The sequence below is a fragment of the Streptomyces sp. NPDC085932 genome, assembly GCF_044540525.1.
GTDB lineage: Bacteria > Actinomycetota > Actinomycetes > Streptomycetales > Streptomycetaceae > Streptomyces > Streptomyces levis.
In genome coordinates this window covers 562101-575819 of record NZ_JBITSJ010000005.1, presented here as the reverse complement: position 1 = coordinate 575819, position 13719 = coordinate 562101, and the positions used below count along the sequence as shown (strand labels likewise).

Here is a 13719-nt window from a genome sequence, read left to right as displayed (position 1 = left end):
CTCGTCTCTCGTCCGGTGCCGCCGTGCTGCGTGATCTCATCCTGGGGCGGGCGACCGTGCCGGACCAGGGCCCATCGGCCCTCGGCCGGGTGACGAAGGACCCCCTCGGCGGACTCCGGCTCACCCGGGCTCAGCGCCGCACCCGCGGCATCCCCAGGCCGAGCCACGAGATGATCTCCCGCTGGATCTCGTTGTTGCCGCCGCCGAAGGTGAAGATGACCGCCGAGCGGTAGCCGCGCTCCAGCTCGCCGCGCAGGACCGCGCCCGCCGAGCCCTCCTTGAGCGCGCCGGGGGCAGCGGTGATCTCCAGGAGCCAGGCGTAGGCGTCGCGCCGGGCCTCCGAGCCGTACACCTTGACGGCGGAGGCGTCCTGCGGGGTGAGGGTGCCGTCCTGGACGGCGCCGACCATCTGCCGGTTGAGCAGTGCGAGCGCGTCCAGGCGGGCGTGGGTGCGGGCCAGCAGGCGGCGCACCCAGGGCAGGTCGGCGACGCGGCGCCCGTCGGCGAGCTTGGTCTCCCTCGCCCAGCGCTGCACATCGTGCAGGGCGCGGATCGCCATGGTGCCGTGGGCGGCCAGGGTCACGCGTTCGTGGTTGAGCTGGTTGGTGATCAGCCGCCAGCCCTGGTTCTCGGCGCCGACCCGGTGGGAGACGGGGACACGGACGTTCTCGTAGTAGCTGGCGGTGGTGTCGTGCGAGGCGAGCGTGTTGATGAGGGTGCAGGAGTAGCCGGGGTCGGAGGTCGGCACCAGGAGCATGGTGATGCCCTGGTGCGGCGGCGCGGCGGGATCGGTGCGCACGGCCAGCCACACCCAGTCGGCGGTGTCGCCGTTGGTCGTCCAGATCTTCTGCCCGTTGACGACGTACTCGTCGCCGTCCCGCACCGCGCGGGTGCGCAGTGCCGCGAGGTCGGTGCCCGCGCCCGGTTCGCTGTAGCCGATGGCGAAGTCGATCTCGCCGGAGAGGATCCGCGGCAGGAAGTACGCCTTCTGCTCGTCGGTGCCGTACCGCATGATCGTCGGGCCGACGGTGTTCAGCGCCATGAGCGGCAGCGGGACCCCGGCCTGGGCGGCCTCGTCGAAGAAGATGAACTGCTCCATCGCCGACATGCCGCGTCCGCCGTACTCCCGCGGCCAGCCCACCCCTAGCCAGCCGTCCGCCCCGAGCCGCCGGATGGTCTCGCGGTAGAACCGCTTCTGGGCGGCCGGGTCCGTGTGCCGGGCGTACGCCTGGTCCGGGACCAGTTCGGCGAAGTACGCGCGCAGTTCGCTGCGCAGCCGCTGCTGCTCGGGCGTGTGGTCGAGGTGCACGGCGCCTCCAGGGTCCCCAGAGCGGTCCTGTCGGCGCACACCGTAGAACGTGTTTCAGAAATTGGGAATGGCGAGGGCGGGCCGCGGTGGTGCGGGACGGCCCGCCGGGCGGTCAGTTCAGCGTCGCGAGGAAGTCCGTGCAGGCCCGCGCGCAGGCACGGCAGGCCGCCGCCGAGTCCTCGGCCCCCGGTTGCCGGTCGAAGACGTGCGCGGCCTCCAGGCACACGGTCCGGCACCACTCCACCTGGACCCGGATGCTGTTCTCGTCCACCTGGTTCTGCTCGGACAGCACACGGCAGGTCGCGTCGCAGACCTCCGCGCACATGATGCCCTTGCGCCGTACGAGTTCCTGGTTCTCGGTGCCGTCGGGATCCACGAGGCTGGCGCGCAACGCGCACGCCCGGGCGCACTCGGTGCATGCCTGGGCACAGGCGAAGCGGTCCTCCAGGAACCGGAACAGCTCCTGCTGGGATGTCGTCGAAGTCACAGGGCGCGGGTAGCCCCGGTCGAGGCCGGTCAAACCCGGTCCCGCCACGGGTTCCGGCCGGTTTTCCGCACGGGCCCGCCGGGCACCCGGCCGGACCGGAACGACGACGCACGGAGGTGAGTCACATGCCCGGGCGAGAGGAGCTCCCGTCGACCCTGGAGCGCTCCTCGAAGGAGGCGCAGCGCACCTGGATCAAGGCGCACGACTCGGCCGTGGAGAGTTACGGCGAGGGCGAACGCGCGCACCGCACCGCCTTCGGCGCGCTGAAGCACACGCACGAGAAGGTCGGCGACCACTGGGAGCGCAAGGAGGGCGGCCGCAAGGGCCCCTCGGACCCGCGGTCGGCCCGTCCCCGGCAGCGGGGCGGCCGCAGCGGCGAGGGCGTCGACGAGCAGGCCACGAAGGCGCACCTGTACGAACTCGCCCAGCGACTGGGCGTCGAGGGGCGTTCGCGCATGTCGAAGGCGGAGCTGCTGGACGCCGTTCGCCGGGCGAACCGCTCCCGGACCCGCTCCTCGCAGCCGTCGGCCCGATCGAGGTGACCCGGTTCATGACGAGGTCCAGGGGTACTCGCGTGCCATGAATACCGCATGGATGGAGCTGGCCGCGGGCCGAGGCGCCCTCGGCATCGGGCTGGGTGTGGCGGGCGTGGTGGTCGTGGCCCTGCTGCTGGGGGCCTTCGTCCTCGGCTTTCGCACCAAGCGCAAGGAACTGCCCACGCCGCGACCGGAGGAACAGCCGCAGATGCCCGCCGGCGGGCCGGTCCGCGAGACGCGCGAGCGCCGGGAACCCGACGAGATGCCGAGAAGCGAGGAGCGTCTGACGCCGCACGAGCTGAAGACGAACGGCCGTCAGAGCGACCGGACGAGCGCCTCGCAGGAGCGCCCGCGCTGGAACGAGGGCAGCAGCGGCGGGTTCGGCAGCGGCGGACCGGGCGCCCGCTGACCTGCTCCCCGCCCCACCCCCCTCAGTCACCCCACCCCGGTCGTACATCACGTCGTACACAGGGAAGTGAGAACCATGGCCGATCCCGCCCGCACCACCCTGCCGCTGCCCGACTACGACCATCTGCCGATCGGCGGCCTGGAGAGCCGTGTGCGGTCGCTGTCCGCGGACGAGGTCGAGGCACTGCTGGCGTACGAGCGGTCGCACGCCGACCGGCTGCCGGTGACCGAGCTGCTCGGCTCCCGGCTGGAGCAGCTGCGCGCGGGCGCCGAGCCGACGTCCGGCGACCCGAACGCCCTGCGGCCCGAGACGGGCCACGGCGGCCGGGGCGGCTCGCGCGTGACACCGGCGACGTCGCCCCAGCCGCACAGCGCGCCGCCGCACGGCACGCCGGACCAGCCGGCCCAGCCCAAGGCCAACCGCACCTAGCCGAACCGGACCGGGACCAGCCGAACCGGTGACTCGACGACAGGGCCCGTGCCAGCGCACGGGCCCTTTTCGCTGCCCTGCCTCCGTCCGAGTGAGCTGGATCACAGGTTTAGAGTGCAGCGTGGTGGGGGGTCCAGCGTCTTTCGAGAGGTGTAGGAGGCCACTGAGACGCAGGACGGTGAGGATGGAGCAGGTTCGGGGGGCGGACGGCTTCGACGAGTTCGCGGCCGCCCGTTGGTCGGCGCTGCTCCATGTCGCGCGCCTGCTCACGGGGGGCGACCGGCAGCGCGCCGAGGACCTGGTGCAGGAGGCCCTGGTCAAGCTGTGGTTCGCCTGGCCCAAGGTGGCCGAGCAGGCACCGGAGGCCTACGTCCGCACCGTCCTCGTGCGACTGGCGGCCCGCTCGGCGCGGCGCCGCTGGTGGGGCGAGCGGCCGGTGGAGCAGCTGCCCGACCGTGCCGACCCGGGCGACATGTCGTCCGCCGTCGCGGAACGCTCCCGGCTGGAGGCGGCCCTGGCGCTGCTGTCGCCGAAGCAGCGGGCCGCGGTGGTGCTGCGCTACTGCGAGGACCTGCCCGAGGCCCAGGTCGCCCAGGCGCTGGGCTGCCCGGTGGGCACGGCACGGTCCCACGCGTCACGCGGAGTCGCCCGGCTCCGCCGGCTCCTGTCCGACGCCGTCAGGCCCGTGGGGTGAAGGGAGAAGCGATGGACGACTTCGAGCGGGACCTGTCGCGCCTGATGCGCGACACCCGGCAGCACACCCCGTACGAGGCCGAGCACCGGCAGCGGCTGCACGCTGGCATCCGGGCCCGGCGCCGGACCCGGATGCTGTGGAAGGCGGGTGGCTCCGCCGTCGCGGTGGCCGGGATCAGTGTCGGACTGGCCCTGCTGCCCGGCATGTTCACCCGCGCCCAGCCCCCGGCCGATCACCGGCCGCAGCCGTCGACCAGCCCGACCGTGTCGGTCGACACCACCCCGACCACCGACGCGCCGGAACCGAGCCTCACCCCGACCCGGCCGGAGTCGACGGCGCCCACGACCACGAGCGGCGTCACACCGTCCGGGACCACGAGCGGGCCGAGCGACCCCACGCCCGGCATCACGCCCTCCACGAGCCGGAGCACCTCGGCGCCGCCCACACCCCCGCCCTCCCCCACGCCCACGTCGGTGCCGCCGTCCGTCCTGGAGTCGGAGGAGCCTTCCGCCTCGGCGTCCGTCGAGTAGCCGCCCCGGACCGGTCGGCCGGCGGACCCCGCCCCGGCCGGCATCCCGGAATCCGTCACCGCACCACCGCTCACCCAACACCCCCACGGGCGCCTTCGGCATGCCCGCGACCGGCGCCCGGACCCGCCCGCGCCAGAAAGAGACCGTGACACAGCCATGAGAACCCTTCGGCGGTCGCCGCTGACCGACCGCCCGGCACCGAGCGACCCGGCCGCGCTGCCGCGCCGCGCACCGCTGTCCGCGCACCACCCGGATCCGGTCCTGGACGTGGTGGTCCCGGTGTACAACGAGGAACACGACCTGGAACCCTGCGTCCGGCGCCTGCACGCGCACCTCGCGGAGACCTTCCCGTACTCCTTCCGGATCACCGTCGCCGACAACGCCAGCACCGACCGGACCCCGGTCATCGCCGCGCGGCTGGCCGCCGAACTGCCCGGCACCCGGTGGCTCCGGCTGGCCGAGAAGGGCCGCGGCCGCGCACTGCACGCGGCCTGGTCGCGGTCCCGGGCGCCGGTCCTTGCGTATCTGGACGTGGACCTGTCCACCGACCTGGCGGCCCTGCTGCCGCTGGTCGCGCCACTGATCTCGGGGCACTCCGACATCGCCATCGGCACCCGTCTGGCGCGGGGGGCACGGGTGGTGCGCGGACCGAAGCGGGAACTCATCTCGCGCTGCTACAACGGGCTGCTGCGCTCCACGCTCCACGTGGGGTTCTCCGACGCGCAGTGCGGGTTCAAGGCGGTGCGGCGGGACGTCGCCGAGCGGCTGCTGCCGCTGGTGCAGGACCGCGCGTGGTTCTTCGACACCGAGATGCTCGTCATCGCCGAGCGGGCGGGGCTGCGGATACACGAGGTTCCGGTGGACTGGGTGGACGACCCCGACAGCCGGGTGCACCTGCTGTCCACGGCGCTGGCCGACCTGCGCGGCATGGCCCGGCTCGGCCGGGCCCTGGCCGGCGGCCGGCTGCCGCTGACCGGGCTGCACCGCACCGACGCCGAACTCGCCGGGGAACTGCCCGCGGGCCTGGCCCGGCAGGCGGTCCGGTTCGCCGCCGTGGGCGCCGCGAGCACGCTGTTCCACCTCCTGCTCTACACGGCGTTCAGACCGGCGGCGGGGGCCCAGGCCGCCAACGCGCTCGCCCTGCTCGCCAGCGCGGTCGCCAACACCGCCGCCAACCGGCGGCTCACCTTCGGGGTCCGGGGCCGCGGCGGGGCGCTGCGCCACCATCTCAAGGGGCTCGCGGCGTTCCTGATCGGGCTGTCCCTGACCAGCGGTTCGCTGGCCGCCCTCCACCACGGCGCGCCCGGGGCCGGTCACCGGGTCGAGCTCGCGACGCTGATCACCGCCAACCTGGCCGCGACGCTGCTGCGCTTCCTCCTCTTCCGGGCCTGGGTGTTCCCCGCCCGCCCCGCCCGCCGCACGACAGGACCCGCATGAGCACCGCCGAGCTGCTCCGGCCGCCGGCCGGTCCCGGCCACCCCCGCGTCCCGCGCCGGTCCGGGAAGTTCCGGCGAAGGCTGCGCGGGACCGCCGGGCGTTACGGGCCCGTGCTGCTGACGTACGGTCTGCTGAAGCTGGCCGGCTTCGCCGTCTTCATGTACCTGCTGGACTCCGCGGGCGACTTCCGGGGGAAGAACCCGCGCTTCGGCGGCGGCGAACACCCCTGGGACGTCCTGGCCAGCTGGGACGGCTGGTGGTACCAGCAGATCGCCGCGCACGGGTACGACCCCGCGCTGGTACCGGTCCCGGGTGCGAAGGGCCTGATCACCCTCGAAGGCAACTCGGCGGCGTTCTTCCCGCTGTACCCGGCGCTGATGCGTCTGGTCTCGGAGTGCACCGGGCTCGGGCTGTACGGCGCCGGCCTGACGGTCTCCGTCGTGGCCTCCTTCGTCGCCGCGCTCGGCATCTACACCGTCACGCACCGCCTGGGCGGCCACCGGGCCGGTCTGGTGGCCGCCGGACTGTGGGCGGTCTGGCCCGGCTCGGGGACGGAGTGGTCGGGGTACTCGGAGTCCCTCTACACGGCCCTCGCCGCCTGGACCTGTCACGCCGTCATGTCCCGACGCTGGCTCACCGCGGGCCTGCTGACCTGCGCGGCCGGTCTCTGCCGGCCCACCGCCGTGGCGCTGGTCGCCGCACTGACCCTCGCCGCCGTGCTGTCCCTGCGCCGGCGGGAGGACGGACCGCGCCGTCCGCTGGCCGCCGTGGCGATCGCCCCGCTGGGCCTGTTCGGCTATCTCGCCTGGGTCAACCACCGCATGGGCGACCTCAACGGCTACTCCAAGCTCCAGGACGGCGCCTGGGCCCACAAGTTCGACTGGGGCGCCCACACGCTCACCGTCCTGACCTCCGTCCCCGTCGGGCACTTCGACTATCTCTTCGCCATGCCCTTCGAGGACGTCATCGGAGTCTGCGTGGTGCTGGCGGTGCCGGTGCTGACGGTGCTGCTGCTGCGGCTGCGGCCGCCCGCCGTGCTCGTCGTCTACACAGTGCTGTCGTACCTGATGGTGATGACGACCCAGCAGATCTTCGGCAACGTCTCCCGCTATCTGCTGCCGCTCTTCCCGCTGTTCATCCCCCTGGCCCTCGCGATGCGCCGCCTGCGCGGGCCTTCCCTGACCGCTGTTCTCGGCACGGCGGCCCTGGCCTCCGGCTCGTACGCGGGATACGTCCTGTTCGAACTCGGCGTGCCCTAGCCCTCGTGCGGCCCCGGAGCCCGGGCGGCATACTGATCTTGCACGACAGGCGATCGGTCGCGAGGGCCGGAGAGGGGAGGACGGAACGTGACCACCGGAGGATCGGACGGACGGGGAACGCCCGGCGGGCCGGACGGCGTCCCCCCGGTGCCGGACGAGGTGTGGCTGCGCTTCCTCATGGACAGCGAGTCCGCCATACGCGCCTCCGCCCCCAGGGAACCCTCCGCGCGGGAGCGGGCCGGCGGCCGGCAGCCCCAGCCCGCGCAGAGCGTCGGCGACCTGTGGCAGCCCGAGGAGCTGTGGGTCCGGGTGGCCTGGCGGGACCTGGACCGCCGGGCCAGGGCCCGGCGCGTGGGCCGGGTCGTCGCCACCGCCGCCGCGGTGGCCCTGGCCCTGGGCGCCTGGTCCCGGCTGACCACCGGCCCCGGCACGGGCGACCGCCCCGGGGACGCCACCGTGCGGCAGGTCGAGGGCGCCACAGTGGGACTGCCCACGGCCACTCCCGGCCCGTCCGGATCGCCGTCCCCGGAGCCCTCCGGATAGCACACGCGGACGAGACCCCTCCCGCGCGGCCGCCTACGATGAGCCCCACAGGCCGGATCCGGACGCCGGTCCGGACACGGCCCCCGCCGACGAGTCCACCGGTACGCGCACGCCGACCGAAGGGGGACAGTCATGAGCGCGCCCCGCCTCAGCAGTACGCCGTTGCCGGGCATCGGCGTCCGCTACGACCTGACGACCCGGGACCACCGCCGTCTGTCGGTGGTCGCCCACCGCGACGGCCAACGGACGATCAGCGCCTACCGCGAGGACGACCCGGACGCCTGCGACCTCTCCGTGCGGCTCACGGCGGACGAGGCGGCCACCCTCATCGACGCGCTGATGCCCGCTCACCACACACCGAACCTGCTGTCCACCACCGATCTGGGGCTCGTCGCCGAGCGGATCGAACTGCCCGGCTCCTCGCACTGGAACGGGCGGGTGCTGGGCGAGTCCCGGATCCGCACCGACACCGGCGCGTCCGTCGTCGCGGTGCTGCGCCGGGCCGACGCGATCCCCTCCCCCGCGCCGGACTTCCGGCTCGCCGGCGGTGACGTCCTCATCGTGATCGGAACCCGCGAGGGCGTGGAGGCGGCCGCCGCGATACTCGGGCGGGAGTGACCCGCCATGCACGACTCCGCGCTCTTCCTGATCGAGTTCGGCTGCCTCATCCTCGGGCTCGGACTGCTCGGCCGGCTCGCCGGACGCTTCCGCTTCTCCCCCATCCCCCTCTATCTACTGGCGGGGCTGGCCTTCGGGGAGGGCGGCCTGCTGCCGCTGGGCGCCAGCGAGGACTTCGTCGCCATCGGCGCCGAGATCGGCGTGATCCTGCTGCTGCTCATGCTGGGCCTGGAGTACACGGCCACCGACCTCGTCTCGAACCTGCGCACCCATTACCCCGCCGGGCTCGTCGACGCGGTCCTCAACGCCGTGCCCGGTGCGGTCCTGGCCCTGCTGCTCGGCTGGGGCCCGGTCGCCGCCGTGGTGCTGGCGGGTGTGACCTGGGTGTCCTCCTCGGGTGTCATCGCCAAGGTGCTGGGCGAGCTGGGGCGGCTCGGCAACCGCGAGACCCCGGCCGTGCTGAGCATCCTGGTCCTGGAGGACCTCTCCATGGCCGTGTACCTGCCCATCGTCACCGCCCTGCTCGCCGGGGTGGGTCTGGCCGCGGGCGGTCTCACGCTGGCGATCGCCCTCGGTGTGACCGCGCTCGTGCTCGTCCTCGCGGTGCGTTTCGGCCGTCACGTCTCGCGCTTCGTCTCCAGCGACGACCCCGAGAAGCTGCTTCTCGTCGTGCTCGGCGTGACCCTCGTGGTCGCCGGGGTCGCCCAGGAGCTGCAGGTGTCCGCGGCCGTGGGGGCGTTCCTGGTCGGCATCGCGCTGTCCGGGGAGGTGGCCGAAGGGGCGGCGAGCCTGCTGGCGCCGCTGCGGGACCTGTTCGCCGCGGTGTTCTTCGTCTTCTTCGGCCTGCACACGGACCCCGCGAGCATCCCGCCCGTCCTGCTGCCGGCGCTCGCCCTGGCCGCCGTCACCACCGCGACGAAGATCGCCACCGGTTACTGGGCGGCGCGCCGGGCCGGCATCGGGCCGCGGGGGCGCTGGCGCGCCGGGGGCACGCTCGTCGCCCGGGGCGAGTTCTCCATCGTCATCGCCGGTCTCGCCGTCACGGCCGGCATCGAACCCTCCCTCGGCCCCCTCACCACGGCCTACGTGCTCATCCTGGTCCTCCTCGGTCCCCTGACGGCACGCTGGACCGAACCCCTGGCCACCCGCATGACCGGCCTGCGCCGCCATCGCAGGGGCAGCGGCCCCTCGGCCCCCGCTCCGCCCGGCGGCCACGAGACGATCGAGGGCCAGGACGCGATCGGCCGCACCTGACGGCCGCGCCGCCAGTTCGCAGAGCGGCCGCGCCGCCGGGCCGTCCGAGCCGCCGCACCGCCGGTCGCCAGAGCGCCAGACCGCCGACACGCCGTGTCGCCCGATCGCCTAGCCGCCCGGCCGGGCAGCCCAGAGCGCTGGGAGACCGCCGCCGGTCGCCAGAACGCCGCGCCGCCAGACAGCGCGTGTCGCCCGATCGCCTGGCCACCGGGCCGGGCCGCCCGAGCGCTGGGGCACAGCGGCCGGTCGTCAGAACGCCACGCTGCCAGGCCGCCAGTTCGCCGCGCCGGGCCGGGCCGGGCCGGGCCGGGCCGCCGGATCGTCGCGTGGCGATCGTCCAGCCGCCGGGCCGCCCGACCCCTGAGGTTCGGGTTCAGCCCGTCTTCCACCCGCGCCTCGTGTCCAGGCGCTCCCAGTCCGCGTCCCACGCGGCCATGCGCCGGCGGTCCAGGGAGAGCCGGGTCAGCCAGGCGGCACCCAGCAGGGTGCCGGCCGCGAAGGAGCCGGCCAGGGTGCCGCCCAAGGCGGTGTGGAGCCAGGCCTCGCCGTCCGACACCGGCGCCGGGGTCAGGTCACCGCGCCGGTCCACCCAGACGGGGATCGTGCTCCCGGCGGGAGACCTCGGCGGGACGCGCGCCTCGTCCCGGTGGGCCGAGCCGTCCGGCGCGGTCCACCGCACCGTGCCCCAGACGCGGTGATCGCTCGCCGCCCGGGCCGGAGAGGGGCCGGGGGCGTCCTCGACGAGGACCGCGGAGACCCGGCTGCTCTCCGCGCGCTGACGTTCGACGGCCCGCTCGACCGCGGCCGCCGCCAGCAGCCCGCCCGCCACCCCGCCGAGCAGCGCGCACACCCAGCCGGCGAGCACGACCCAGGCCTCGACGACGTCGACGCGGCGCCTCAGCGCGTTGCGCCGCCACCGCCACCACCGCACGGTCGTGCGCTCAAACGCTGTCATGGGCCGACACCCCCTCGTGAGCACCGGCAGCACCCTTCCAGTGTGCTCCCGGCACCACCGCCCGGGCCCGTCGAGCGGCGGAACACCACGACGCCGGTGTGTCAGCCGGCCCAGCGGTCCTCGCCCGGCCTGCGCAGCACGGACAGCAGGTCGTCGTGGCCGGCCACCGCCTCCAGGGCCAGCGTGCGGTAGCCGGCCTGCCCGAAGAAGACGGTGATGCGGTCCTGGTCCTCGCTGAGCACGGTGCCCTCACCCCACTGCTCGTGCCGTACCTCGGTGCCGACGGGGTAGTCCGCGGCGGCCGGGTGGACGGGCCGCTCCTCGCTCCCGTCCTCCTCCTGCCGTCCGTCGCACAGGTCGCAGTTCCCGCACCGGCCCGGGTGGTCCTCGCCGAAGTAGCCCAGCAGGAAGCGCCGCCGGCAGCCGGTGGTCTCGGCGTACGCCCGGGCCATCTCGACCCGGCTCCGCTCGGTCCGGCGGTGTGCCCGGGCCGTGCGCGCGGCCTCCTCGGCCGCCTCCTCCGGGGACAGGCCGGACGCGGGGCGCACCTCGCCGTCGTCGCCCGTGGCGACGGCGTCGGCCTCCTCCAGCAGGTTCACCGCGGCGGTGACGCGGTTCCTGGACAGGCCCGTGTCCTCGCGCAGTCCGTCGAGGTCCGCCGGGTCCGAGCGGTGCTCGTGCACGGCCTGCGCCACGTCCGTGAGGGCCTCCGGGCCGGGGGCGCGCCCCGCGAAGTACGCGCGCATGCCGGTGTCCTCGGACCGGTAGTGCAGCACGGCGAGGGCCGGGCGGCCGTCCCTGCCGCAGCGGCCGATCTCCTGGTAGTAGGCGTCGAGGGAACCGGGCAGCGACGCGTGCAGGACGAACCGCACGTCCTCCTTGTCGATGCCCATGCCGAACGCCGAGGTCGCCACCACCACGTCGGCCGTGCCGGAGAGGAACGCGTCGTGGATCCGCTCGCGTTCGGAGGCGCGCAGCCCCGCGTGATAGGCCTCGGCGGACAGTCCCAGGGCGGCCAGTTCCCGGGCGTAGTGCTCGCTCTCCTTGCGGGTCCCGGCGTAGACGATGCCCGGTTTGGGCTCGGCGGCGGCCCGTTCGACGACCGCGAGGCGCCGCTCGTCCTCGTTCAGGAAGCGGCGGACCCTGAGGGTGATGTTCGGCCGGTCGAAGCCGGTGACCAGCAGCCGCGGCCTGCGCATCCCGAGGCGTTCGGCGATCTCCCGGCGCACGGGCGCGGCAGCGGTGGCGGTCAGGGCCAGCACGGGCGGTCCGCCCACGCGCCGGACGGCCTGCTCCAGGCGCAGGTAGTCGGGCCGGAAGTCGTGACCCCAGGAGGACACGCACTGCGCCTCGTCGACCACGAACAGGGCGGGGCGCACCGCGGCCAGCCGCTCCAGCACCTCGTCCTTGGCCAGTTGCTCGGGCGACAGGTACAGCAGCCGGGCCTCGCCGCGGCCCACAGCGGCCCACGCCTCCTCGGTCGCGGCCGCGCCGAGGTCGGAGTTGACCGCGACGGCACCGGGCGCGCGATCGCCGTCGGGCAGGCCCGCGATCTGGTCGCGCTGCAGGGCCAGCAGCGGGGAGACGACCACGACCGGCCCGGGCAGCAGCACGGCGGGCACCTGGTAGACGGCGGACTTGCCGGAGCCGGTGGGCATCACGACGAGGGTGTCCCGGCCGTCGAGCACCCACTCCATGGCGGTGAGCTGTTCCGGCAGGAGGGTGTCCCAGCCGAACACCTCGGCGGCCGTCTCCCGCAGCAGTCCGGCGCGGTCCGTCCGCGGCTCCTCGCGTCCCATGCCGGGCTCCTCGCTGTTCCGTGCGGTCGCGTCCGGATGGCGCGCCCGTGGCGCCCTCTGGGTACCCGCGGGTCCGTCGGCGTACCAGCCGGTGACCGGTGACGGCGTCACCCGGGGGACGGGGCGATGCGCACCGGGCCGGCGCCGTCGCCGTCGCCGCAGAGGAAGGAGGCCAGCGCCGCTCCTTCCTCGGTGACGGCTGCCCGGTCGGCCCGGGTGAGGCGGCGCAGCGGGGTGACCAGGACGGTGCCGTCCTCGACGGTCCAGGTCGCGGCGACCCGGCCGTCGACCAGGACGAAGCGGGCCCCGGCGACGGACAGGCCGCGATGGGCGTCGTCGATGATCCGGCCGCGGTCGTGGTAGCCGAGGACGGCGTTGTCGAAGGCGGGCAGGAACCGCACCGGGGCCGGTGTGCCGGGGTCGGGGCGTGGCGCGCCGGGCAGGTCGAGCAGTTCGCGGCCGCGCTCGTCGCGGAAGCGGACGAGTTCCCCGCGCAGGGCGGAGACCGCTGCCGGGAGTCCGGTCAGGCCGCACCAGGCCCGCAGGTCGGCCGAGGCGGCGGGGCCGTAGGCGGCGAGGTAGCGCCGCAGCAGGGTCTGTCCCACGGGGTCGGAGGGGTCCGGGTCCAGCGGGTCGATGTCGCGTCCGAGCCAGCGGGAGACCAGTCCGTACCGGGCGCCCGCCTTGGTCCGCCACACCCCGCGCGGCGGCAGCTGCACCGTCGGCAGGAGCCCGGCGGCCAGCATCTCGCCGAGCGGCCGCGGTCCCACCGCCGGCCAGCGGTCGGCGACGGCCCGGGCGAGGGCGGACATCGAACGGGGCTCGCCGTCGGCCATGACCTCCCGGCCGGCCGCCGCGAGTGCGCCGAGGTCGACCGCTTCGAGCTCACGGCGGTACACCCCCAGCACTTTCCGGCGCAGCATGTCGTCGTGCCGGGCCCGCCAGGCCAGGAGGTCGTCGGCGGTGACGAGATGGACCGTGCGGCGCATCAGGTGGGCCCGCACCACGCGGCGCCCGGTCAGCAGCTCCGACAGCACCGCCGGGTCGAACGCCCGCAGCCGCGACCAGAGCCCGGTGAACGGCTCCTGCGGCTCCTGGGCCTGGAGTCCGCCGAGGTGGGCGACGGCGTCGAGGACGGGCAGCTCGGCGCGGTCGAGGAGCAACTGCCGGGCGAGGGTGGCGCGGTTGAGCGCCCGGGCGTCGAGAACGGTCATCGGTTCACCTGTGCCTTCGGTTCGGGGCCGGCCCCGGGGCCGGGCGCCGGGACGGCTTTCTCCCGCTCACCGTGGCAGGCCTTGCGGTCAGGGGCTGACCGCGACGGGGCGCCATCGGGTCGCCGTCGCCTGTACGGCTGTGGGGATTCCGGCCACCGTGCGCCACCTTCGGCCACCACATCCCTCCTTTCCCTATATTCCCTATCGAATTACTAGGGAAGTATTGACGGCGCCTGACGGCACTGC

The 13719-nt window shown here is 74.6% G+C and carries 15 protein-coding genes; 10 read left to right on the top strand and 5 right to left on the bottom strand.

What is annotated here, in order from left to right; all coding sequences use genetic code 11:
• Positions 1-130 precede the first annotated feature (130 nt).
• A complete protein-coding gene (locus ACIGAQ_RS26670) occupies positions 131-1309 on the bottom strand; it encodes an acyl-CoA dehydrogenase family protein (protein WP_399786908.1) in 1179 nt (392 codons plus the stop codon).
• A 112-nt stretch (positions 1310-1421) separates the two neighbouring features.
• Positions 1422-1796 (bottom strand): ferredoxin, encoded by a 375-nt coding sequence (locus ACIGAQ_RS26665; RefSeq protein WP_094051890.1) that lies wholly within the window; start codon positions 1794-1796, stop codon positions 1422-1424.
• A gap of 125 nt (positions 1797-1921) precedes the next feature.
• Between ACIGAQ_RS26665 and ACIGAQ_RS26660 the strand changes: the two genes are divergently transcribed.
• From ACIGAQ_RS26660 to ACIGAQ_RS26615, 10 genes are all read left to right on the top strand, one after another.
• Entirely contained in the window at positions 1922-2338 is a 417-nt protein-coding gene (locus ACIGAQ_RS26660) for a ChaB family protein (RefSeq protein ID WP_311679040.1), read from the top strand.
• Between the two features lie 37 nt (positions 2339-2375).
• Complete coding sequence (locus ACIGAQ_RS26655) at positions 2376-2741, top strand: DUF6479 family protein (RefSeq protein WP_311679042.1); 366 nt, start codon at positions 2376-2378, stop codon at positions 2739-2741.
• Between the two features lie 75 nt (positions 2742-2816).
• On the top strand, positions 2817-3170 hold the full coding sequence (locus tag ACIGAQ_RS26650; protein WP_311679043.1) for a hypothetical protein: 354 nt from the start codon (positions 2817-2819) through the stop codon (positions 3168-3170).
• Positions 3171-3354: 184 nt separating this feature from the next.
• Complete coding sequence (locus ACIGAQ_RS26645; protein WP_399786903.1) at positions 3355-3864, top strand: SigE family RNA polymerase sigma factor; 510 nt, start codon at positions 3355-3357, stop codon at positions 3862-3864.
• Positions 3865-3875: 11 nt separating this feature from the next.
• Positions 3876-4394, top strand: coding sequence for a cellulase (locus ACIGAQ_RS26640; protein WP_399786899.1), 519 nt, complete (start codon positions 3876-3878; stop codon positions 4392-4394).
• Positions 4395-4550: 156 nt separating this feature from the next.
• The gene (locus ACIGAQ_RS26635) at positions 4551-5831 is read left to right on the top strand and encodes a glycosyltransferase (protein WP_399786896.1); all 1281 of its coding nucleotides are present in this window, start codon (positions 4551-4553) and stop codon (positions 5829-5831) included.
• Positions 5828-7090, top strand: a complete 1263-nt coding sequence (locus tag ACIGAQ_RS26630; protein ID WP_399786893.1) for a hypothetical protein — start codon at positions 5828-5830, stop codon at positions 7088-7090. The genes ACIGAQ_RS26635 and ACIGAQ_RS26630 overlap by 4 nt, the downstream gene beginning before the upstream one ends.
• Positions 7091-7177: 87 nt before the next feature.
• Positions 7178-7633: a hypothetical protein gene (locus ACIGAQ_RS26625; RefSeq protein ID WP_399786890.1), complete on the top strand. Its 456-nt coding sequence runs from the start codon at positions 7178-7180 to the stop codon at positions 7631-7633.
• Between the two features lie 132 nt (positions 7634-7765).
• Positions 7766-8251, top strand: coding sequence for a TrkA C-terminal domain-containing protein (locus tag ACIGAQ_RS26620; protein ID WP_311679053.1), 486 nt, complete (start codon positions 7766-7768; stop codon positions 8249-8251).
• A gap of 6 nt (positions 8252-8257) precedes the next feature.
• Complete coding sequence (locus tag ACIGAQ_RS26615) at positions 8258-9505, top strand: cation:proton antiporter (RefSeq protein ID WP_399786887.1); 1248 nt, start codon at positions 8258-8260, stop codon at positions 9503-9505.
• 373 nt (positions 9506-9878) lie between these two features.
• Here the strand turns inward: ACIGAQ_RS26615 and ACIGAQ_RS26610 are convergent, their stop codons facing one another.
• The 3 genes from ACIGAQ_RS26610 to ACIGAQ_RS26600 all read right to left on the bottom strand — a co-directional run bounded on the left by ACIGAQ_RS26610 (position 9879) and on the right by ACIGAQ_RS26600 (position 13473).
• On the bottom strand, positions 9879-10460 hold the full coding sequence (locus tag ACIGAQ_RS26610) for a hypothetical protein (protein WP_399786884.1): 582 nt from the start codon (positions 10458-10460) through the stop codon (positions 9879-9881).
• A gap of 101 nt (positions 10461-10561) precedes the next feature.
• Positions 10562-12259: a RecQ family ATP-dependent DNA helicase gene (locus tag ACIGAQ_RS26605; RefSeq protein ID WP_399786881.1), complete on the bottom strand. Its 1698-nt coding sequence runs from the start codon at positions 12257-12259 to the stop codon at positions 10562-10564.
• 107 nt (positions 12260-12366) lie between these two features.
• On the bottom strand, positions 12367-13473 hold the full coding sequence (locus tag ACIGAQ_RS26600; RefSeq protein WP_362281318.1) for a winged helix DNA-binding domain-containing protein: 1107 nt from the start codon (positions 13471-13473) through the stop codon (positions 12367-12369).
• Between the last annotated feature and the right edge of the window lie 246 nt (positions 13474-13719).

Bases quoted from the DNA above. Each gene is read 5' to 3' on its own strand.
- ACIGAQ_RS26660 (WP_311679040.1), top strand. From the start codon at position 1,922: ATGCCCGGGCGAGAGGAGCTCCCGTCGACCCTGGAGCGCTCCTCGAAG.
- ACIGAQ_RS26655 (WP_311679042.1), top strand. From the start codon at position 2,376: ATGAATACCGCATGGATGGAGCTGGCCGCGGGCCGAGGCGCCCTCGGC.
- ACIGAQ_RS26650 (WP_311679043.1), top strand. From the start codon at position 2,817: ATGGCCGATCCCGCCCGCACCACCCTGCCGCTGCCCGACTACGACCAT.
- ACIGAQ_RS26645 (WP_399786903.1), top strand. From the start codon at position 3,355: ATGGAGCAGGTTCGGGGGGCGGACGGCTTCGACGAGTTCGCGGCCGCC.
- ACIGAQ_RS26640 (WP_399786899.1), top strand. From the start codon at position 3,876: ATGGACGACTTCGAGCGGGACCTGTCGCGCCTGATGCGCGACACCCGG.
- ACIGAQ_RS26635 (WP_399786896.1), top strand. From the start codon at position 4,551: ATGAGAACCCTTCGGCGGTCGCCGCTGACCGACCGCCCGGCACCGAGC.
- ACIGAQ_RS26630 (WP_399786893.1), top strand. From the start codon at position 5,828: ATGAGCACCGCCGAGCTGCTCCGGCCGCCGGCCGGTCCCGGCCACCCC.
- ACIGAQ_RS26620 (WP_311679053.1), top strand. From the start codon at position 7,766: ATGAGCGCGCCCCGCCTCAGCAGTACGCCGTTGCCGGGCATCGGCGTC.
- ACIGAQ_RS26615 (WP_399786887.1), top strand. From the start codon at position 8,258: ATGCACGACTCCGCGCTCTTCCTGATCGAGTTCGGCTGCCTCATCCTC.
- ACIGAQ_RS26610 (WP_399786884.1), bottom strand. From the start codon at position 10,460: ATGACAGCGTTTGAGCGCACGACCGTGCGGTGGTGGCGGTGGCGGCGC.
- ACIGAQ_RS26605 (WP_399786881.1), bottom strand. From the start codon at position 12,259: ATGGGACGCGAGGAGCCGCGGACGGACCGCGCCGGACTGCTGCGGGAG.
- ACIGAQ_RS26600 (WP_362281318.1), bottom strand. From the start codon at position 13,473: ATGACCGTTCTCGACGCCCGGGCGCTCAACCGCGCCACCCTCGCCCGG.